This window comes from Mycobacterium shigaense, assembly GCF_002356315.1.
Taxonomy (GTDB): domain Bacteria; phylum Actinomycetota; class Actinomycetes; order Mycobacteriales; family Mycobacteriaceae; genus Mycobacterium; species Mycobacterium shigaense.
This window is the reverse complement of the sequence record NZ_AP018164.1, coordinates 2076688-2096697: the sequence shown is the minus strand read 5'-3', so window position 1 is coordinate 2096697 and position 20010 is coordinate 2076688. Positions and strand designations below refer to the sequence as shown.

At 69.1% G+C, this 20010-nt stretch carries 20 protein-coding genes; 2 read left to right on the top strand and 18 right to left on the bottom strand.

The features are described 5' to 3' along the window. Window positions 1-53: 53 nt before the first annotated feature. The 6 genes from MSG_RS09960 to MSG_RS09935 form a co-directional block, all read right to left on the bottom strand. Window positions 54-2903, bottom strand: coding sequence for an aminotransferase class I/II-fold pyridoxal phosphate-dependent enzyme (locus tag MSG_RS09960; protein WP_096439237.1), 2850 nt, complete (start codon window positions 2901-2903; stop codon window positions 54-56). Between the two features lie 122 nt (window positions 2904-3025). After that, entirely contained in the window at window positions 3026-3379 is a 354-nt protein-coding gene (locus MSG_RS09955; RefSeq protein ID WP_096439235.1) for an antitermination protein NusB, read from the bottom strand. After that, window positions 3376-3894 carry a transcription antitermination factor NusB gene (gene nusB, locus MSG_RS09950; RefSeq protein WP_096439234.1) on the bottom strand — a complete coding sequence of 173 codons (519 nt, stop codon included), beginning with the start codon at window positions 3892-3894 and terminating at the stop codon, window positions 3376-3378. Before nusB ends, MSG_RS09955 begins: the two co-directional genes overlap by 4 nt. Beyond that, window positions 3891-4454, bottom strand: coding sequence for an elongation factor P (efp, locus tag MSG_RS09945; RefSeq protein ID WP_096439232.1), 564 nt, complete (start codon window positions 4452-4454; stop codon window positions 3891-3893). Before efp ends, nusB begins: the two co-directional genes overlap by 4 nt. 157 nt (window positions 4455-4611) lie before the next feature. Beyond that, window positions 4612-4926: a hypothetical protein gene (locus MSG_RS09940; protein WP_145958455.1), complete on the bottom strand. Its 315-nt coding sequence runs from the start codon at window positions 4924-4926 to the stop codon at window positions 4612-4614. Between the two features lie 66 nt (window positions 4927-4992). Continuing rightward, complete coding sequence (locus tag MSG_RS09935) at window positions 4993-6096, bottom strand: M24 family metallopeptidase (protein ID WP_096439228.1); 1104 nt, start codon at window positions 6094-6096, stop codon at window positions 4993-4995. Window positions 6097-6129: 33 nt separating this feature from the next. Between MSG_RS09935 and MSG_RS09930 the strand changes: the two genes are divergently transcribed. After that, a complete protein-coding gene (locus MSG_RS09930; protein WP_096439226.1) occupies window positions 6130-6843 on the top strand; it encodes a B-4DMT family transporter in 714 nt (237 codons plus the stop codon). A gap of 5 nt (window positions 6844-6848) precedes the next feature. On the opposite strand, the gene aroQ is transcribed toward MSG_RS09930, so the two are convergent. The 11 genes from aroQ to MSG_RS09875 form a co-directional block, all read right to left on the bottom strand. Then, window positions 6849-7280, bottom strand: a complete 432-nt coding sequence (gene aroQ / locus MSG_RS09925) for a type II 3-dehydroquinate dehydratase (RefSeq protein WP_096439224.1) — start codon at window positions 7278-7280, stop codon at window positions 6849-6851. Further along, the gene (gene aroB / locus MSG_RS09920) at window positions 7280-8365 is read right to left on the bottom strand and encodes a 3-dehydroquinate synthase (protein WP_096439222.1); all 1086 of its coding nucleotides are present in this window, start codon (window positions 8363-8365) and stop codon (window positions 7280-7282) included. The genes aroQ and aroB overlap by 1 nt, the downstream gene beginning before the upstream one ends. Continuing rightward, window positions 8362-8913, bottom strand: a complete 552-nt coding sequence (locus MSG_RS09915) for a shikimate kinase (protein ID WP_096439220.1) — start codon at window positions 8911-8913, stop codon at window positions 8362-8364. The genes aroB and MSG_RS09915 overlap by 4 nt, the downstream gene beginning before the upstream one ends. After that, the gene (gene aroC / locus MSG_RS09910) at window positions 8910-10118 is read right to left on the bottom strand and encodes a chorismate synthase (protein ID WP_096444298.1); all 1209 of its coding nucleotides are present in this window, start codon (window positions 10116-10118) and stop codon (window positions 8910-8912) included. The genes MSG_RS09915 and aroC overlap by 4 nt, the downstream gene beginning before the upstream one ends. A 117-nt stretch (window positions 10119-10235) precedes the next feature. Continuing rightward, on the bottom strand, window positions 10236-11408 hold the full coding sequence (locus tag MSG_RS09905) for an acyl-CoA dehydrogenase family protein (RefSeq protein WP_096439218.1): 1173 nt from the start codon (window positions 11406-11408) through the stop codon (window positions 10236-10238). 57 nt (window positions 11409-11465) lie between these two features. After that, complete coding sequence (locus MSG_RS09900; protein WP_096439216.1) at window positions 11466-11885, bottom strand: prepilin peptidase; 420 nt, start codon at window positions 11883-11885, stop codon at window positions 11466-11468. An 11-nt stretch (window positions 11886-11896) separates the two neighbouring features. After that, window positions 11897-12736 carry a shikimate dehydrogenase gene (locus tag MSG_RS09895; RefSeq protein ID WP_096439214.1) on the bottom strand — a complete coding sequence of 280 codons (840 nt, stop codon included), beginning with the start codon at window positions 12734-12736 and terminating at the stop codon, window positions 11897-11899. Then, window positions 12711-13958, bottom strand: coding sequence for an endolytic transglycosylase MltG (locus MSG_RS09890; protein WP_096439212.1), 1248 nt, complete (start codon window positions 13956-13958; stop codon window positions 12711-12713). Before MSG_RS09890 ends, MSG_RS09895 begins: the two co-directional genes overlap by 26 nt. Next, entirely contained in the window at window positions 13951-14481 is a 531-nt protein-coding gene (gene ruvX / locus MSG_RS09885; RefSeq protein ID WP_096439210.1) for a Holliday junction resolvase RuvX, read from the bottom strand. Before ruvX ends, MSG_RS09890 begins: the two co-directional genes overlap by 8 nt. After that, entirely contained in the window at window positions 14482-17196 is a 2715-nt protein-coding gene (alaS, locus tag MSG_RS09880) for an alanine--tRNA ligase (protein WP_096439208.1), read from the bottom strand. Between the two features lie 159 nt (window positions 17197-17355). After that, the gene (locus MSG_RS09875; RefSeq protein WP_181159243.1) at window positions 17356-17745 is read right to left on the bottom strand and encodes a secondary thiamine-phosphate synthase enzyme YjbQ; all 390 of its coding nucleotides are present in this window, start codon (window positions 17743-17745) and stop codon (window positions 17356-17358) included. 205 nt (window positions 17746-17950) lie between these two features. Between MSG_RS09875 and MSG_RS09870 the strand changes: the two genes are divergently transcribed. Continuing rightward, the gene (locus MSG_RS09870; protein ID WP_096439204.1) at window positions 17951-18574 is read left to right on the top strand and encodes a hypothetical protein; all 624 of its coding nucleotides are present in this window, start codon (window positions 17951-17953) and stop codon (window positions 18572-18574) included. Between the two features lie 56 nt (window positions 18575-18630). On the opposite strand, the gene MSG_RS09865 is transcribed toward MSG_RS09870, so the two are convergent. Then, window positions 18631-20004, bottom strand: a complete 1374-nt coding sequence (locus MSG_RS09865; RefSeq protein ID WP_096439202.1) for a replication-associated recombination protein A — start codon at window positions 20002-20004, stop codon at window positions 18631-18633. Window positions 20005-20010: the final 6 nt, after the last annotated feature.

Here is a 20010-nt window from a genome sequence, read left to right as displayed (position 1 = left end):
CGTCCTCACACGCCGTAGTCTACGGCCGTACCGGTTTCTCACCGGAATCGAATCTAGGCTTCGCGTGTCGTGGCTGCCTTGTTGACGCGGTCGCCGTTGCGTGCCCCGTTGCTGGCCGACATGTCCGACGGCAGGTCGAACGCGGGGAACGCCGACCCCACCGCGGCGATCGCCGCGCTGCGCTGCGCCTCCAGCCGGGCCAGCGCCTCCGCGGTGAACACCGACAGACCGAGTTGCGGGTTGTAGCCGTGGATCTCCTTGACGTCGAGCTGCGCCAGGAAATACAGGATCTCCTTGGAGACCACCTGACCGGGCACCAACACCGGAAATCCGGGCGGATAGGGCACCACGAAGGTGGTGGACACCAGTTTCCGGCCCTCGGCGATCCGCCGCCCCGCCTGACCGATCTGCACATACTCTCGGTCGGACTCCTCGTACCCGGCGTAGAACGCCGAGCGCACGTCCCCGAATACACAGTCGTCCACCGGACGGAACGCCTCGTCGAATTCGCTGAAGTCGGGCAGGTGCGGCAGGTCCTGGGTGATCTCCTCGACGCGGCGCTGGTGCAACGTCCAGTCGGCGGCGCTGGCGAGTTCCTTCTCCCGGTCGAGGTCGGTGGCCACCCGGCGCAGCACGTCGAGCAGGTGATGCACGCTCGACCAGGTGACGCCGATGGTGAAGATCAGCAGCACGCTGTTGATCGACGTCTTGTTGATCTGAATGCCGAAGCGCTCCATCAGGATTTTCTCGCGGAAATCGTACCCGTTCATGCCGGTGTTGCCGAGGAACAGGGTGACCCGCGTGGGGTCCAGCACGAACTGGTCGGACCGCCACGCCTCGTTCCACTCCGCCAGCGCGCCCTGCCTGACCTCGCGGTAGGAGCTGACCGCCGAGGCCCGAAATTCCTCGGGCACCAGATCGGATTCGTCGAGGATGCGGAACCACTTGCTGATCAGCCGGTCCTTGCGCACGCGATGGCGGAACACCAACGCCATGTCGTAGACCTGCCGGACCAATTGGAACCCCTCGATGTCGACCTGGCGGCGGGCCAGGTCCAGCGAGGCGAGCAGTTGCTGGTTGGGCGACGTCGAGGTGTGGGTCAGAAACGCTTCGCCGAAGGCGTCGCGGGCGCGGGAATTGAAGTCGCGATCGCGGACGTGGATCATCGACGCCTGCCGGAACGCCGACAGCGACTTGTGGGTGGAGTGCGTCGCATATACGCGGACCCGAGCCTTGTCGGGGTCGGGCAGCAGCCGGTGGTTGACCCACTCCGAGCGGGGGATGCCCTCCATCGATGCGACCCAATTGCGGTACTGCGCGGCATATTCCGGCGACGCGAGCATCTGTTCGAGACGTTCGGCCGACACCATCGCGGTCCGTTGCCGGGCCCACGGCACGGCCGTCGCGAACGCGTACCACGCCTCGTCCCACAGGAAGCAGATGTCCGGCTTGATCGCCAGCACCTCCTCCATCACCCGCTGCGGGTTGTACACGACGCCGTCGAAGATGCAGTTGGTGAGCAACACCATCCGCACCTTGTCGAGCTGGCCGGCCTCCTCCAGATCCAGCAGCGCCTTCTTGACCGTCTCTAGCGGCACCGCCCCGTAGATCGCGAACTGCGGCAATGGATAAGCGTCGAGGTACAGCGGGTAGGCGCCGGCCAGCACCAAGCCGTAGTGGTGCGACTTGTGGCAGTTGCGGTCGATCAGCACGATGTCGCCCGGCCGCGTCAGCGATTGCACGACGATCTTGTTCGCCGTCGACGTGCCGTTGGTGACGAAGTAGGTCTGGTTGGAGTTCCAGGTGCGCGCGGCCTTGTCCATCGCCTTCTTGATGTTGCCGTGCGGGTCCAGCAACGAGTCCAAACCGCCCGACGTGGTCGAGGTCTCGGCCATGAAGATGTTGCGGCCGTAGAACTCCCCCATGTCCTGCAGCGACTTCGAGTTGAAGACACTGGCGCCCCGCGCGACGGGCAGCGCGTGGAATTGGCCGACCGGCGAGTCGGCATAGGCCCGCAGGGCATCGAAAAATGGTGTGGCGAAACGGTTTCGAAGACCGGCCAGCACCGTGCTGTGCAGATCGGTGACGTCGTTGAGCCGGTAGAACGTCCGATCGTAGACGGTCTGTTCCTCGTCGTTGCCCGCCGCGATCGACTCGTCGGTGAGCAGGTAGAGGTCGATGTGCGGGCGCAGTTCGCGGATCCATTCGCCGCATTCGATGCAGTCGGTGCCGCAGTCGTGGCTGACCGGGTCGTCGTTGGCGCCCAGCAAGCTGTTCATCAGCGGCACCCGGTCGCGTGAACGCAGCGCCACGTCGTGGCGGATGATCGCAGCCTGAATCTCGCCGTTCAAGGCGACGGCGGTGATCGCGTCCTCGACGCTGGGGACCACCAGCAGCTCGAACTGCACATCTTCGGATGAGCCGCGCAGCGCCCGCAGCGCCTCGGCCAGGCAGTCGGGCCCGGTATTGGGCGAGTCGTCGGCGAGCAACACCGTATAGAACTGCTGCTGTTTGGCTTTGGCCACCAATTCCTGGTCGGCCAACGGGGCCGAGGTGTCGAACAGTGCGGTGCGATCGCCGTATTCGGAGAGCAGCCGTACCGCCAGCGACACCTCTTCGGCGAGTCGCACCGTGGACAGGGCGTCGAGGTGAGCGCGGTAGGTCGCCAGATTCTCCGCCCCGGGATACAGCCAGTACCGCTCATAGGCGCCGATGCGATCCATCAGCCGCCGGACCTTGGCCACCTCGTGCGTTTTGTCCAGCCCGGCCAGGTCCACCTCGGCGAGGTAGCGGCAGGCGTCGTCGAGCAGGTTCCACGTGTCGATACGGGTGTAGGACGGATTGGCCACCGCCGCGAGCGCGGAGACGCGCAGTCGTCGCGCGTAGGCGCTGTAGGGATTCATCTGCCTCACCTGTTCTGTTGGCGCAGTCACCGGCAAACCCGGCAAACCCGGCGAACCCAGCAACATTGTGGCCCGCTCACGCCGTACAAGCGATCGTTTCACTCAGGATTCGCCGAGGTCAATCAGCGCTCCGGACGGTTGTCCCTGCCGTCGCCGTCCAGCACCCGCCAGCGGCGCATCGGCAACTCGGTGACGTCGCCAAGCGAGCGCACCACCGTCTGAGTCAGACCCATCAGGGCGGCCATCACCGGCAACAGCGGCTGCAGCGGGCGGGCCGCCGACCGGACGGTTTCGATGCGGCGGGCCAGCAGCAGACGTTCGACCGCGTAGTGGAGCCAGGCGCCCACGCCCAGCGCGAAAATCGCCAGCGCCGACGCGACGGTGCTCAGCCGGTAGGCCGCGCAGAGAACGGCCCCGAGCACCACCGCCGCAGCCAGCACGGCGGCCACCAGGACGCGCAGCTGCAGCCGGGTCATGAGTGCGGTTCTGGGTTCTCCGGTGTGCCCGCGGCACCCGGGGACACCGCGTCCCGGACGGCCTGGGCGGCCGCCCGGATCTGCGGCGTCACCAGCATGACGTGACCGAGCACGCCGTTGATGAAGCCCGGGGATTCGTCGGTGGACAGCTCCTTGGCCAGCTGAACGGCCTCATCCACCGCGACCGGCTCCGGCACGTCGTCGGCATAGAGCAACTCCCACACCGCGACCCGCAGGATCGCACGATCCACCGCGGGCAGCCGGTCCAGTGTCCAGCCCTGCAGATGCGAGCTGATCAGATCGTCGATGTGGGCGAGGTGCTCCGAGACCCCGGTCGCCACCGCGACCGTGTAGGCGTGCAGCGCCGCCACTTCGGGGTTGGTCTCGGCCAGCGTGGCGCGCACCTCGACGACGTCAACCGGGCTCAGATCCCGGGCCTCGGCCTCGAAGAGCAGATCGACCGCTCGCTTACGGGCCTGGTGACGTCCTTTGACAGGACGCGCGGGCTTGCTCACGCGTTGACGCGTCCCAGGTAGCTGCCGTCGCGGGAATCGACCTTCAGCTTGTCGCCGGTGTTGATGAACAGCGGCACCTGAAGCTCCGCACCGGTCTCCACGGTCGCCGGCTTGGTGCCCGCGCTGGACCGGTCGCCCTGCAGGCCCGGCTCGGTGTGGGTGACGACAAGCTCGACCGTCACCGGGAGTTCGAGGTACAGCGGAACCCCGTTGTGGAACGCCACCTGCACCGGCAGGCCCTCCAGCAGGAACCTTGCGGCATCGCCGACCAGCGATTCCGGCAGCGGGTGCTGCTCGTAGTCCTGGCTGTCCATGAAGACGAAATCTGAGCCGTCGCGGTACAAGTAGGTGGCATCGCGGCGGTCGACGGTGGCGGTGTCCACCTTCACGCCCGCGTTGTACGTCTTGTCGACGACCTTGCCCGAGAGCACGTTCTTGAGCTTGGTGCGCACGAAGGCCGGGCCCTTGCCCGGTTTGACGTGCTGAAACTCGACGATCTGCCACAGCTGGCCGTCGATCACCAGGACGAGCCCATTCTTGAAGTCGGCAGTCGATGCCACGCGGTCTATCTCCTACTGGATGGTCAGACAACCCATGTCGGCACCGGTGTCCCGACTCAAGCGCCGCGGTCGGCGCCCTGGGCCAATCGAATTCCTAGCCATGATACGGCTGCCCGGAACGCCTGTTGCCGGTGCGCACCCGCAACAGGTGGCGCCACTAGTGGTTGAGCTGCCCGGCGCCGCAGAGACCGAAAAGCCCGTCGTTGTTGTCGCACTGGTCGGTCATGCTGGACGGCGCCACCAAGTCGGAAGCCGACGACGGCGGCAGGTGCCCGGCAGCGGTGTTGGCGATCAACCCCAACCCGATGCCGACCGCGACCAGAATCGGGCCCCGCCGGTCCGCCCGGCGGCTGAGCGCGGTGCCGGTTTCGGCAGGGTCGTCGCTGATGAACAGCTGGACGGTGAAACCGATCCCGGCGAGCGCCGAGAATGCGGCCACGACATACACGGCGATGAGGGCTAGGTGGGCCACCACCCGCCGAATCCTACGCAGGCGCAACGATTTCCGCAGAGCGAGCTCCGGGCGACCGACGGGCGGTCAAGCCAGGACGGCCAGCTCCTTGGGGAAGCGGGTCAGCAACTCCGGGACCGACGCCGGATCGCCTACCACCAGCGTGTCCTCGATGCGGACCCCGCCACGGCCGGGCAGGTAGACGCCGGGTTCGACGGTCACCACCGAGCGCTCCAGCAGCGTCCCGGTCGACGTCGCGCCGATTCCCGGCGCCTCGTGGATCTGCAGGCCGACGCCGTGCCCCAGGCCGTGGCTGAACTGCTCGCCGTAGCCCGCCTCGATGATCGGCTGGCGCGCCGCGGCGTCGACCTCGCGCAGGTCGGCGCCGGGCCGCAACGCCTCGCGTCCGGCCCGCTGCGCGTCGGAAACCAGCTGGTAGATCTCCAGCTGCCAGTCGGCGGCCTTGCCCAGCACGAAGGTGCGGGTCATATCGGAGTGGTAGCCCGCGACCAGCGCGCCGAAGTCGATCTTGACCAAATCGCCGTGCGCCAGGACGGCGTCGGTCGGACGGTGATGCGGGATCGCGGAATTGGCGCCCGCGGCCACGATGGTCTCGAACGAGATCGCGTCGGCGCCGTGGTCGAGCATCAGGGATTCGAGCTCGCGGCTGACCGCCCGCTCGGTGCGGCCCGGCCGCAGCCCACCCCGCTCCACCAGGTCGGACAGCGCCGCGTCGGCCTTTTCGCAGGCCAGCCGCAGCAAGGCCAGCTCACCGTCGTCCTTGACCTCGCGCAGCGCCTCGACCGTTCCGGCGGCGCGGACCAACTCGGTGGCCGCCTTGCGTTCGGCAATCTCTTTGTTCAGCGCGTCGAAGCCGTCCACCGTGACGACGTTGCTTTCGAAGCCCAGCTTGCCCACGCCCGCCTCGGCCGCACGGCCGATCAGGTGGCGTCCGACGGCCCGCTCGATCGCGACCTCGAGGTCGGGTGCCTGTTCGGCCGCCTGGGTGCGGTATCGCCCGTCGGTGGCCAATACCGGGCCGCGATCATCGGCGAAAACCAGCAACGCGCCGTTCGAGCCGGTAAAACCTGACAAATACCGCACGTTGATCAGGTCCGTGACCAGCATCGCCTCCAGCCCGCTGGCGGCGATCTGCGCTTTCAAGTTCTCTCGACGCTGGGAATGTGTCACGACTCACGACGGTACTCGCTAGGCTGTCTGGCCATGAGTAGCTGGATGCTGCGCGGACTGGTGTTCGCGGCAGCCATGGTCATCGTCCGGTTGTTTCAAGGGACGCTAATCAATGCATGGCAGACGCAGGCGGGGTTGATCAGCATCGTGCTGCTTCTTCTCTTCGTCGTCGGCGTTGCCGTGTGGGGGGTGCTGGACGGCCGGGCCGACGCCCGGGCGAACCGGGATCCGGATCGTCGCCAGGATCTGGCGATGACGTGGCTGCTGGGCGGTCTTCTGGCGGGCGTCCTGAGCGGGGCCGTTTCGTGGCTCATCTCGCTGTTCTACAGCGGCCTCTACACCGGCGGCCTGATCAACGAGGTGACGACCTTCGCGGCGTTCACCGCGCTGTGCGTGTTCCTGCCCGGGATCATCGGGGTGGCGGTGGGCCGCTGGCGGGTCGACCGCAATCCGCCGCCGGCCACCGAGCGCGGATCCGACCAGGAGCGGGCGGACACCGACGTGTTCTCCGCGGTGCGCGCCGAAGAGGCCCCGGCGGGGGCGGCGGCTCAGCCCGAGGCGCAGAAGTCGGCGGTGGCCACCGCCGAGCGCGAGGAGCCCACCGAGACGATCCGCACCGCCGAGGACCCGAAGACCGAGGTCATCCCGACGGGCCGCTGGGGAGCGCCCGCCGGCGACGATGCGAAGACCGAGGTCATCCGCACCGGCGAGGAGCACACCAAGCCGGAGTCCGACAAGAAGGACTAGCGGCCCTACGTGTCCGGGGCCAGATAGCGCAGCGCCAGCAGGTAGCCCTGGATGCCCAGCCCGACAATGACTCCCGTCGCGACCGGGCTGAGGTAGGAGTGTCGCCGAAACTCTTCGCGCGCGTACACATTGGAGATGTGCACCTCGATCAGCGGCGCGCGTAGCTCGGCGCAGGCATCCCGCAGCGCCACCGAGGTATGAGTCAGGCCGCCGGCATTGAGGATCACCGGCTCGCCCGCGTCGGCGGCCAGGTGAATCCAGTCCAGCAATTCGGCCTCGCTATCACTTTGCCGCACCACAGCTTTGAGCCCCAGGCCGGCCGCCTCCTCCTCGATGAGCGCGGTCAGCTGCTCGTGGGTGGTGTCTCCGTACACCTCGGGTTCGCGCCGGCCCAGCCGCCCCAGATTCGGGCCGTTGAGGACGTTGACGGTTTTCATCAGGCGCTCAGCCCGGCGTAGGCGGTCACCAACAAGCCGGGGTCCGGCCCCACCAACCGGCCCGGCTTGGCCAGCCCGTCGAGCACCACGAACCGCAGCACGCCGGACCGAGTCTTCTTGTCCGAGGTCATGTATTCGAGCAATTGCGGCAACGCGTCGGGGTCGTAGCTGACCGGCAGGCCGAGCGACTGCAGGATGGTCCGATGCCGCTCGGCGGTGGCGTCGTCCAGCCGCCCAATGAGCCGGGCCAGCTCGGCGGCGAACACCAGCCCCACCGAGACCGCGGCGCCGTGCCGCCACTGATAGCGCTCCCGGCGCTCGATCGCATGCGCCAAAGTGTGCCCGTAGTTCAGGATTTCGCGCAGCTCGGATTCCTTCTCGTCGGCGGCGACGACCTCCGCTTTCACCGCGATGGCCCGCCGGATCAGCTCGGGCAGCACGCCGCCGGCCGGATCGATCGCGGCCTGCGGGTGAGCCTCGATGAGGTCGAGAATCACCGGGTCGGCGATGAAGCCGGCCTTGACGATTTCGGCCATTCCCGCGACAAGTTCGTTGTGCGGCAACGTTTCCAGCGTCGCCAGGTCGACCAGCACGGCCAGTGGCTGATGGAAGGCGCCAACCAGATTCTTGCCGGCGTCGGTGTTGATCCCGGTCTTGCCCCCGACGGCGGCGTCGACCATGCCCAGCAGCGTGGTCGGCACGTGCACGATCGCGACGCCGCGCAGCCAGGTGGCCGCCGCGAAACCGGCGACATCGGTGGCCGCCCCGCCACCGAGGCTGACCAGCGCATCCTTGCGGTCAATACCGATGCGGCCCAATACTTCCCAGATGAAGCCGACGACCGGCAGGTCCTTGCCGGCCTCGGCGTCGGGGATTTCGATGCGGTGCGCGTCGACACCTTGGTGCGCCAGGTGGCTGCGGATCGCCTCGGCGGTCTGCGTCAGCACCGGTTGATGCAGGATCGCCACCCGATGCCGCCCGGCCAGCAGCTGGTCGAGTTCGTTGAGCAACCCGGTGCCGATCACCACCGGGTACGGCGGGTCGACGGCCACCTGCACGGTGACGGGTTCGGTGGTCTCTGTCATGTGCTCGCCTTGCTGACATGGGTAGCCTTTTGCTTCTTCTCCAGGCCCTGCAGCCGCGACACAATGTGGCGGACCACCGCCCCGGGATTGCGGCGGTTGGTGTCGACGCGGATGGTCGCCACGCGTCTGTACAGCGGGACCCGCGCGTTCATCAGATCCCGGTATTTCTCGGCGCGGTCGGCCCCGGCCAGCAGGGGCCGCACCGCGTTTCCGCCGATGCGCCGCACGCCCTCCTGGGCGCCGATCTCCAGGTACACGACGGTGTGCCCGGCCAGCGCCTCGCGCACGCCCGGGCTGGTGATCGCGCCGCCGCCGAGCGACAGCACGCCGTCGTGCTCGGCCAGCGCGGCCCGGACCACTTCTTCCTCGATGCGGCGAAATTCCGGCTCGCCGTCGGTGGCGAAGATGTCGGCGATGGTGCGACCGGTCCGCTCCTCGATCGCCACGTCGGTGTCGAGCGGCTCCACCCCGAGCGCCTTGGCCAGCCGCCGGCCGATCGTGGATTTGCCGGAGCCGGGCAACCCGACCAGCACGGCCCGGGGCGTCATGATCCGGCTGCCCGCGCCGCCGGCGATTCCCGGTCGGCGACCGCACGCTGGTAGGACTCAATGTTGCGGCGGGTCTCGGCCAGCGAGTCGCCGCCGAACTTCTGCAGCACGGCGCGGGCCAGCACCAGGGCCACCATCGTCTCGACGACGACGCCGGCCGCGGGCACCGCGCACACGTCGGAGCGCTGGTGGATCGCGACGGCTTCGTCCCCGGTCGCCATGTCGACGGTGGCCAGCGCGCGCGGGACGGTCGAGATCGGCTTCATCGCGGCGCGCACCCGCAGCGCCTGCCCGTTGGTCATGCCGCCCTCGAGGCCACCCGCGCGGTTGGTCGAGCGCACCACGCCGTCCGGCCCGGGGTACATCTCGTCGTGCGCCTGGCTGCCGCGGCGGCGCGCGGTCTGGAAGCCGTCGCCGATCTCGACGCCCTTGATGGCCTGGATGCCCATGACGGCGGCGGCCAGCTGGCTGTCGAGGCGGTTGTCGCCGCTGGTGAACGAACCCAGCCCCACCGGCAGGCTCAGCGCGACGACCTCGACCACGCCGCCCAGGGTGTCGCCGTCCTTCTTGGCCGCCTCGATCTCGGCGATCATCGCCGCTTCGGCCGCCTTGTCGAAGGCGCGCACCGGGCTGGCGTCGATGGCGGCCAGGTCCGCGGCCCGCGGCGGCGGGCCGTCGTAGGGCGCCGACGGGCCGATCGAGATGACGTGGGAGAGCACCTCGACGCCCAGCGCCTGCCGCAGAAACGACCGGGCGACCGTGCCGGCCGCGACGCGGGCCGCGGTCTCCCGGGCGCTGGCCCGCTCCAGCACCGGCCGGGCGTCGTCGAAGCCGTACTTGAGCATGCCCGCGTAATCGGCGTGACCGGGCCGCGGCCGGGTGAGCGGCGCGTTGCGCGCGGACTCGGCCAGTTCGGCCGGGTCGACGGGGTCGGCGGCCATCACGGTTTCCCATTTCGGCCACTCGGTGTTGCCGATCTCGATGGCGATCGGCCCGCCCAGCGTGGCGCCGTGGCGCACGCCGGCCAGCACCGTCACCGCATCGCGTTCGAACGACATCCGGGCACCGCGGCCGTAACCGAGCCGGCGGCGGGCCAGCTGGTCGGCGATTTCGGTGGACGTGACCTCGACCCCGGCGACCATGCCTTCAACCATGGCCACCAACGCACGGCCGTGCGATTCCCCGGCAGTAGTCCAGCGCAACACGGGTCCCATTGTCCCACGGCGCGCTCTTGGCCTTCGCGTGTGCGCTGACGGCGGGGTTTACCCGGGGCCGATTTCCCGCCGTGGGTGCACACCGAACACCCACGACGCGCCGCCGGGTCAGAAGAAACTGGTGTCCGGCAAGTCCGCGCCGTTGACGGCGACGTCGCCGAGCACCCGCGCCTTGTAGACCGTCGGGTTGTGGGAGAACAGCGTCCGCAGGTTGCGCCAGTGCCGGTCCAAGAGCGCCGACGCCTGGATCGCGGACGCGCCACCCACGTCGAAGACGCGCGACGCCGCACGCAGCGCCGGCTCCTGGATCGCGACCTTGACCCGGGCGGCGGCGACCGACGCCTGCTTTTCCAGGCCCGAGTCGACGCCGGTCGCGCGCGCGGCCTGCAGCGCGGGGGCCAGCTCGGCGCCCGCGCTGCGCACCAACGCCTGCGCGGTATAGGCCACGGCGTCAATCTCGCCGACGATCTGCAGCAACTGCGGGTCGGCGGTCGGCTGGTCGACGCTGGCGAAGGTGTAGGTGCGGCGGCGGTCGCGGACCAGCGCCGCGGCGTCTTCGGTCAGCGCCCGCAGGATCCCCGCGGCGACCGCGTGCAGATACAACTGCATCAGCGCACCGCGGGCCCGGTCCACGCCGATGGTCGCACCCAACGGGAACACCTCGTCAGCCGCGACGGCGACGTCATCGAATATCGTTGTGCCGCTGCCCGTTTGACGCTGACCAATGCCATCCCAGTCGTCGAGGTGCTCGACGCCGGCGCGGTCCACCGGAATCATCACGGCGGTCGGGGCGCCGTCGTCGCCCTGCGCGGTGATCCGCAGGTAGTCCGAGAACTGCGCGCCGGTGCTGTAGAACTTCCGGCCGCGCAGCCGCAAGCCGTCGGCCGTGGCCACCAGCCGGGTGTCTCGGTTGTTGCCGCCCACCGACTTCTGGCTCTGTTCGGAGTTGGCCCCGCCGATCAGCCCGCCCTGGGCGACCACCGCGATCCACCGGTCGCTGCCCGGGCGCTTCGGGCTGATCTGCAGCTCCTCGACGAGCGCGTGGTGCACCCGCAGGATGTGCGCCAGGTCGGGGTCGGCGGCGGCCAGCGCGATGAGGTGGTCGAAGAATTCCGGCACCGGATAGCCGGCGCCGCCGAGTTCGCGGGACAGCCGCACGGCGCCCAACCGGTGCTCGCGGACGAGTTTGAGCCCGCGCAGCGGGGGCTCGGTTCCACCGTCGCCCAACCGCTGGCGATAGTCCGCGGCAATCTCGGCGAGCACGTGATCTGCCGCGGCCATGCGCCGAAAGTTATGCGCGCGCAGTCAAACCGGCAACGATTTGCAGCGTCACAATTTTTAACCGAGCAATGCCAGCCCCACCGCGACCGCGGTCGCCAGGCACATCGACGGGCCGTGCGGCAGCGTGGCGGCACCGCGCGCGGCGCCCAGCAGCACGGTCAGCAGTGGCGCGGCCAGCGCCGCCAGCATCCACACCGCGGCACCGAAACAGCCGGCCAGCGCGCCCAGGCCGACCGCCAGCTTGACGTCGCCGGCCCCCATGCCGGCCGGCGCCGCCAGATGCACCACCAGATACAGACCGCCCAGCGCGGCCGCCCCGGCCACCGCGGGCCAGCCCCGCCCGGCGCACCCGGCGGCGACCAGAACCGCCGCCGCCCCGGGCAGCGTCAGCAGGTTGGGCAGCCGGCGTTGCGCGACGTCGTAGCAGCTCAACGCCGTCAACCAGGCCAACACCGCGCCGGCCACCGCGATCCGCATGCGCTCCGACGCTAGTCGGCGGCCTGCAGCGCGCAAGTCATCGCTTCGCGCGGCGCCGGCCGCCCGGTGAATTGCTCCACCTGCGCGAACGCTTGATGCAACAGCATCTGCACCCCGTTGATCACCCGGCCACCCGCGGCGGTGACGGCCGCGGCCAGCGGCGTGGGCCACGGGTCGTACACGGCGTCCAGCAGCACCGGGATCGGGGCGAAAATCGCGGCGTAGCGCGCAGCGGCGTCCGCCGGGATTGTGCTGACCAGCACTTCCGCCGCCGCCACGGCGCCGGGCAGCTCGTCGCTGTCCAGGCCGCAGAACCGCGTCGGCACACCCACGCGGGCGCCCAGCTCGACCAGCCGGGCCGCCTTGTCGCGGTTGCGGGCCACGACGGTGATGCCGGCGACGCCGAGCTGGGCCAGGCCGACGACGGCCGCCGGCGCCGTGCCGCCCGATCCACAGACCAGCGCCGGTCCCGAGACTCCCCCTATTGAGGCGATCGACCCACTGACGCCGTCGATGTCGGTGTTGTCGGCCCGCCAGCCGCGGGGTGTGCGCACCAGGGTGTTGGCCGATCCCACCTGCTGGGCGCGCTCGGTGTGTTCGTCGGCGAATTGCAGCGCGGCGAATTTGCCCGGCGCGGTGACCGAGACCCCGACCCACTCGGGCCCGAACCCGCCGACCAGTCCCGGCAGCTCGTCGGCGCCGCACTCGATGCGCTCGTAGGTCCAGTCGTCCAGGCCCAGCGCCCGGTAGGCCGCCAGGTGCAGCAGCGGGGACTTCGAATGCGCGATCGGCGAGCCTAGAACGGCCGCCTTGCGCGGGCCCGCGCTAGCGGGGTGTGCTGTCGAGGACACCGTTGTGCTTAGCCAGCTCGATATTGGCCAGATGCTGCTTGTAGTCCTTGGTGAACAGCGTGGTTCCTTGCGCGTCGATGGTGACGAAGTACAACCAGTCGCCGGGCTCCGGGTGCTCGGCGGCGCGCAGCGCGTCGATGCCGGGCGAGCAGATCGCGGCGGCGGGTAACCCATGGGAGACGTAGGTGTTCCACGGCGTCTTCTGGGCCCGATCGGCGTCGCTGGTGGCCACCTCGCGGCGGTCCAGCGGGTAGTTCACGGTCGAGTCGAATTCCAGCCTGTGGTGGACGTTGAGCCGGTTGTAGATAACCTGCGCCACCTTCGCGAAGTCCTGGGAGTTGGATTCCTGCTGCACCAGCGAGGCCACCACCAGGATGTCGTAGGGCGACAGCTTCATGGTCTGGGCGGTGTCCGTCAGCCCAGACTGCGCGTAGATCTCCGATCCGGCGCTGATCAGGCCGGACAAAATATCCTGCGGCGGGCTCGACGGATTGACGTTGAACGTCCCCGGCGCGATCAGGCCCTCGATCCGCCGGTGATCGGTGCCCAGCTCGGCGACCGGCTGAGTCGCCCAGGGCGGCACCGACAGCGACAACGGGGTGCTGTTGCCCGCCGCGGCCCGCAGGTCATCTGCCGAGACACAGTGCTTGGTGCCGTTCAGGTCCACGCAGGTGGAGCGCGAGATCAGGGTCAGGATCCCCGGCGTCACCACGTTGGTTTTCATGTCGGTGGTGTCGTCGAGCTGACGGCCCTCGGGGATCACCAGCTTGCCCACCCGGTTGCTCGGGTCGGTCAGCCGCTCAACCGCGTCGGCCGCCGGGATTTCGGTGCGCACCCGGTAGAAGCCCGGCTGGATCGAGTTGATCCCGGCGTTGCCGTGCGCGGCGTTGACGAACGCCCGCACGGTCTTGATCACCTGCTGTTTTTGCAGCGTCTCACCGACCATCGTGGTCGAGTCGCCGGCCTGGATCTGAATGACGACGTCGCGCTTGCCGTCACCGCTGTAGTCGTCACCCGCGCCGAACACGTTGTGCCACAGCTTGGAACCGGCGAAGACGCCGGCCACCAGGACCACGACCAGCACCCCGAGGATGATGTGACCGGTGAGCCGCCGCCGGCGGCGACCGCGCTCGGCGCGGACCCGCTCCATCCGGCTCATCCGATGCCGCGGCGGCCCGACCGCGGCGGGCTCGGCCCGTTCCGGCCGCACGCTGTCAACCATCGGTGATATCCCCCGCCGCACACGCTGATTCGGGCCCCGCCGCGGCGGCCCGGCGCTGATCGAGCCAGCTCTGCAGAATCGCCACCGCAGCCGCCTGATCGATCACCGCTCGTTGCTCCTTGGCCCTTACCCCGGCCGACCGCAGCGATCGCTGCGCGCTAACAGTAGTCAGCCGTTCGTCGGCAAGCCGCACCGGTGTCGGGGCGATCCGCCGGCCCAGCGCCTCGGCCAGCTCGATGGCGTCAACGGCGGACGGCCCGGTGCGGGCGGCCAGCGTCCGGGGCAGCCCGACGACCACCTCGACCACCTCCAGCTCGGCGGTGAGTTGGGCGAGCCGTCGCACGTGCCTGCCGGTGCGGTCCCGGCGCACCGTTTCCACCGGAGTGGCCAGGATGCCGTCCGGGTCGCTGACGGCCACGCCGATGCGCACGCTGCCCACGTCGATGCCGAGCCGCCGACCCCGCCCGGGGTCGTGATGCGGATCGCCGGGCCGGTCGGGCAGACGGTGCTGGACGGAGACCACTCAACCGACCCGCGCTATCTGGGCGATCTGGGAACGGACCGCCTCGAGCGCCGCGTCAATGCCGGTCGGATCCTTTCCGGAGCCCTGCGCCAGGTCCGGCTTACCGCCGCCACGGCCGTCGACGGCCTGCGCGAGCTGTTTGACCAGGTCGTTGGCGCGCAGACCCAGGTCCTGGGCGGCGGCATTGGCGGCGACGGCGTAGGGAACGGTGGATCCCGGCCCCTCCGACGACGCCGCGATGAGCGCGACCACCGCGGGGTCGCTGCCGAGCTTGCCGCGAATGTCGCCCACCAGGGAGCGCAGGTCCGGCGCCGTCATTCCGCTCGACATCCGCTGCGCCACCACGCGGACGTTACCGATGCGCTCGGCGCCCGTGGCCGCGTTGGTCGCCGCGGCCCGCGCGCTCGCGAGCCGCGCGCGTTCGAGTTCCTTCTCGGCGGCCTTGAGCCGCTCGACCAGATTGGCCACCCGGGCGGGCACCTCTTCGGACGGCACCTTCAGCGACGAGGCCAGGCCGGCCATCAGCGCCCGCTCCTTGGCCAGGTGCCGGAACGAGTCCAGCCCGACGTAAGCCTCCACCCGACGCACCCCCGAACCGACGGAGGATTCGCCCAGGATGGTCACCGGACCGATCTGGGCCGAGCTCTGCACGTGCGTCCCGCCACACAGCTCCAGCGAGAACGGCCCGCCCATCTCGACAACCCGGACCTCTTCGGGGTAGGCCTCGCCGAACAGCGCCATGGCCCCCATCGCCTTGGCCTTCTCGAGTTTCTCGTGGAAGGTGTGCACCTCGAAGTCGGCCTGCACCGCTTCGTTGGTCACCTCTTCGATCTCGGTGCGCTGCTCCTCGCTGAGCGGGCCCTGCCAGTTGAAGTCGAAACGCAGGTAGCCCGGGCGGTTCAGCGAGCCTGCCTGAACAGCGTTGGGCCCCAGCACTTGTCGCAGGGCCGCGTGCACCATGTGGGTACCCGAGTGCCCTTGCGTGGCGCCTTTGCGCCAGCTGGCGTCCACCGCCGCGACGACGGTGTCGCCCTCCACGAACTCTCCGGATTCGACGCTAACGCGATGCACCCAAAGCGTTTTCGCGATCTTCTGCACATCGGTGACCGCGGCCCGGGCACTTTCGCCCGCCCCAACACCGCTGATCGTCCCGACGTCGGCGATCTGGCCGCCCGACTCGGCGTACAGCGGCGTACGGTCCAATATCAGTTCCACGCGGTCGGCGGCGACGCCCTCGGCATGCGACACCACCGGGACCCGCTTGCCATCCACGAAGATACCGAGAATCCTTGCCTCAGAAGATAACTCGTCGAAACCGGTGAACTCGGTCGGGCCGGCGTCTACCAGCTCGCGATAAGCGGTCAGGTCGGCGTGCGCGTGCTTGCGGGCGGCGGCGTCGGCCTTGGCGCGTTGCCGCTGCTGCAGCATCAGCTCGTGGAATCCGGTCTTATCCACCGCCAGACCGGCTTCGGCGGCCATCTCCAGCGTCAGCTCGATCGGGAACCCGTAGGTGTCGTGCAACGTGAACGCGTCCGAGCCGGACACCGCCTTGGCGCCGGAGGCCTTGGTGGCGTGGGCGACCTCGTCGAACAACTTCGAGCCGGAAATCAGCGTGCGGTTGAACGCGGTCTCCTCAGCGACCGCGATGCGCCGGATGCGGTCGAAGTCGTTGACCAGCTCCGGGTATGACGGCCCCATCGCGTCGCGCACGGTCGCCATCAGGTCGCCGACGATCGGCGTGTCGATGCCCAGCAGCTTGGCCGAGCGGATCACCCGGCGCAGCAGCCTGCGCAGCACGTAGCCGCGCCCGTCGTTGCCCGGGCTCACGCCGTCGCCGATCAGGATCGCCGCGGTGCGGCTGTGGTCGGCGATGATGCGGTAACGCACGTCGTCGCCATGGTTGCCCACGTCGTACCCGCGCGGCGCGCGACCGGCGACCAGGTCGATGACCGGCCGCAGCAGGTCGGTCTCGTAGACGTTGTGCACGCCCTGCAGGATGAACGCGACCCGCTCCACCCCCATACCGGTGTCGATGTTCTTGCGCGGCAACGGCCCCAGGATCTCGAAGTCTTCCTTGCCGGCTCCCTCGCCGCGCTCGTTCTGCATGAACACGAGGTTCCAGATCTCGATGTAGCGGTCCTCGTTGACGACGGGGCCGCCCTCGACGCCGAACTCCGGCCCGCGGTCGTAGTAGATCTCCGACGACGGACCACACGGGCCGGGAATACCCATCGACCAGTAGTTGTCGGCCATGCCGCGCCGCTGGATGCGCTCGACCGGCAGTCCGGCGATCTCCTGCCACAGCTGCGCGGCCTCGTCGTCGTCGAGATACACGGTGGCCCAGAGCTTTTCGGGGTCAAGCCCGTATCCACCGTCGGCGATACCGTTCGTCAGCAGCGACCAGGCCAACTCGATGGCCCCGCGCTTGAAGTACTCGCCGAACGAGAAGTTGCCGGCCATCTGGAAAAAGGTGTTGTGCCGGGTGGTGATGCCCACCTCGTCGATGTCGGGTGTGCGGATGCATTTCTGGATGCTGGTGGCCGTGCCATACGGCGGGGTGCGCTGGCCGAGGAAGAAGGGGACGAACTGCACCATGCCGGCGTTGACGAACAGCAGGTTGGGGTCGTCGAGGATCACCGATGCGCTCGGCACCTCGGTGTGGCCCGCTTTCACGAAGTGATCAAGGAACCTCTTCCTGATCTCGTGTGTCTGCACTTCTTTCCGCTTCTTCCTGTTTCCCGTGTTCAGCCCCGATGCCGCGCGACCGTCTCGAAGGCGACTTCCAGCCTATTCGCTGGGCCATCGGGAGGTCGCCTGACCGACTTGTCCCGACCGCACACAGTACCGGCCCGGCCGCGGTCGATTGGCTGGCCGCTAGCCGCCCAAGAAGCTCAATCGCACCGACCGCCGCGGGTTGTCCCGGTTGAGGTCGACCAACACGATGCTTTGCCAGGTGCCCAGCTGGGGCTCACCGGCCGCGACCGGCACCATCACCGACGGAGACACGATCGCCGGCAGCACGTGGTCGGCGCCGTGGCCTGCCGAACCGTGCGAGTGGCGATAACGCTCGTCGCGCGGCAAGAGCCGCTCCAGCGTGTCGACCAAGTCGTCGTCGGAGCCGGCGCCGGTCTCGATGATCGCGACGCCGGCCGTCGCATGCGGCACGAAAACATTGCACAGCCCGTCCCCGAAGGAGAAGCAGAACCGGCGCACCGCGTCGGTGAGATCGACGATGCGGCGCCTGGCGGTGTCCACTTCCAACACATCGGTCTGCATCCGCCCCAGCCTACGGGCGAGCCGGGGTGACCAGCCAATTGTTTGTGAGCGCAGCCACAACCGGAAGCGACTGGACGAACACCGCCAGAAGACGCGCGCCGGCCATTGCCAGCGGTAGCCGCTGGGAGGAAAGTAGCCGTAGGACCGGTGGCGCCGCCCGGGGGCGCTGCCCCGCTGAAGTTAGGGGTCACACGTGTATGCACGTTCTTTCACCATCGACGGTCAACCCTTGTCGATCGACATCGGAATCGCCCACGTGCGCGACGTCGTGATACCCGCCCTGCGGGAGATCGACGGGTATGTCGGGCTTTCCCTGTTGGTCGACCGGCAGTCCGGCCGGGCCATCGCGACCAGCGCCTGGGAGTCCATCACGTCGATGCGCTCCAGCGCCGAACGCGTCGCGATCATCCGCGACCACGTCGCGTTGATGTTCGACGGCAGCGCGAGTGTCGAGGAATGGAACATCGCGCTGCTGCACCGCCGCCACCGGGCGCGCGAGGGAGCCTGCGTGCGGGCCACCTGGCTCAAGGTGGTGCCGGATCTGCTCGACCGGTCGCTGGACTTCTACCGGATGGCGGTGCTCCCCGAGATGGAGCAGCTCGAGGGGTTCTGCAGCGCCAGCCTGATGGTCGACCACCCGGCAAGCCGGCGCGCGGTGTCGTGCTCGACGTTCGACAGCATGGACGCGATGGCCCTCAACCGCGACCGCGCGACCGAGCTGCGCAGCAGGAGGGCGCGCGAGCTGGGTGCCGAAATCGTCGACGTGGCCGAGTACGAGCTGTCGATCGCCCAGTTGCGGGTGCCCGAGCTGATCTGAGCGCCCCCGTACCGTCTAGGGCAGTGCATCCCCGGGAAACCCGTCGGTGAGCGTTTTCATGACCGCCCCTTTTCCCTGCGGATGATGGCCCGCAAACGCTCCAGCCGTCCCACGATGTCGCGCTCGAAGCCGCGGCCGGTGGGTCGGTAGTAGTCGACGCCCACCAGCGCGTCGGGCGGATATTGCTGTGCGGCAACGCCGTCCGGCTCATCATGCGAGTACTTGTAGCCCTGCGCGTTGCCCAGGGCCGCGGCCCCGGAGTAGTGCCCGTCGCGCAGCTGGGCGGGCACCAGACCGGCCTTGCCCGCCTTGATGTCGGTCATCGCCGCGCCCAGCGCGGTGGTGACCGCGTTCGACTTCGGCGCGGTGGCCAGATAGATCGTGCAGTGCGCTAACGTCAGCTGAGCCTCGGGCATACCGATCAGCGCCACCGTCTGGGCCGCGGCGACGGCGAGCTGCAGCGCCGCCGGGTCCGCCATGCCGATGTCCTCGCTGGCCAGGATCATCAGCCGGCGCGCGACGAACCGCGGGTCCTCCCCGGCGACGAGCATGCGCGCCAGGTAATGCAGCGCGGCGTCGACGTCGGAGCCGCGCACCGATTTGATGAAGGCGCTGATGACGTCGTAGTGCTGGTCTCCGTCGCGGTCGTAGCGCACCGCGGCCTTGTCCAGGGACTGCTCGACGGCTGCGACCGTCAGCTCGCCGCCGGCGTCGACGGCCCCCACCGTTTCCGACGCAACCTCCAGCGCGGTCAGCGCGCGGCGCGCATCGCCAGCGGCGAGTTGCACCAGCAGCTCGACGGCCTCGGGCGCCACTGTGATCTGGCCGCCCAGCCCGCGCGGATCGTCGATCGCGCGTTGTACAACGGCCCGGATGGCGTCGGACGTCAGCGGCTGCAGCTGCAGGATCAGCGACCGCGACAGCAGCGGCGCCACCACCGAAAACGACGGGTTCTCGGTGGTGGCGGCGACCAACAACACCACCCGGTTCTCCACCGCAGACAGCAATGCGTCTTGCTGCGTCTTGGAAAACCGGTGCACCTCGTCGATGAACAGCACGGTCTGCTCGCCGTGATGAAGGAGCGCGACACGCGCCTTTTCTATGACGGCGCGGACTTCCTTGACGCCGGCCGACAGCGCCGACAACGCCTCGAACCGGCGGCCGGTCGCCTGCGAGATCAGCGCGGCCAGCGTCGTTTTCCCGCTCCCGGGCGGACCGTAAAGGATGGCCGACGCCACGCCCGAGCCCTCGACCAGGCGGCGCAACGGCGATCCGGGCGCCAGCAGGTGGTCCTGCCCGACCACTTCGTCCAGCGACGCCGGGCGCATCCGGACCGCCAGCGGCGCGCCCGCCGACACGCCGAGTTCGGCAGCGGCGGTTTGCGGTACGCCGGGCACGTCGAACAGACCGTCGGACACGACTTCAGGCATACCACG

What these genes read in the sequence shown, in the direction of transcription:
- MSG_RS09890 (WP_096439212.1), bottom strand. Translation starts at nt 13,958, where the DNA reads ATGGTTGACAGCGTGCGGCCGGAACGGGCCGAGCCCGCCGCGGTCGGG.
- MSG_RS09900 (WP_096439216.1), bottom strand. Translation starts at nt 11,885, where the DNA reads ATGCGGATCGCGGTGGCCGGCGCGGTGTTGGCCTGGTTGACGGCGTTG.
- MSG_RS09930 (WP_096439226.1), top strand. Translation starts at nt 6,130, where the DNA reads ATGAGTAGCTGGATGCTGCGCGGACTGGTGTTCGCGGCAGCCATGGTC.
- MSG_RS09905 (WP_096439218.1), bottom strand. Translation starts at nt 11,408, where the DNA reads ATGGCCGCGGCAGATCACGTGCTCGCCGAGATTGCCGCGGACTATCGC.
- aroQ (WP_096439224.1), bottom strand. Translation starts at nt 7,280, where the DNA reads ATGAAAACCGTCAACGTCCTCAACGGCCCGAATCTGGGGCGGCTGGGC.
- MSG_RS09960 (WP_096439237.1), bottom strand. Translation starts at nt 2,903, where the DNA reads ATGAATCCCTACAGCGCCTACGCGCGACGACTGCGCGTCTCCGCGCTC.
- MSG_RS09915 (WP_096439220.1), bottom strand. Translation starts at nt 8,913, where the DNA reads ATGACGCCCCGGGCCGTGCTGGTCGGGTTGCCCGGCTCCGGCAAATCC.
- MSG_RS09865 (WP_096439202.1), bottom strand. Translation starts at nt 20,004, where the DNA reads ATGCCTGAAGTCGTGTCCGACGGTCTGTTCGACGTGCCCGGCGTACCG.
- aroB (WP_096439222.1), bottom strand. Translation starts at nt 8,365, where the DNA reads ATGACAGAGACCACCGAACCCGTCACCGTGCAGGTGGCCGTCGACCCG.
- MSG_RS09955 (WP_096439235.1), bottom strand. Translation starts at nt 3,379, where the DNA reads ATGACCCGGCTGCAGCTGCGCGTCCTGGTGGCCGCCGTGCTGGCTGCG.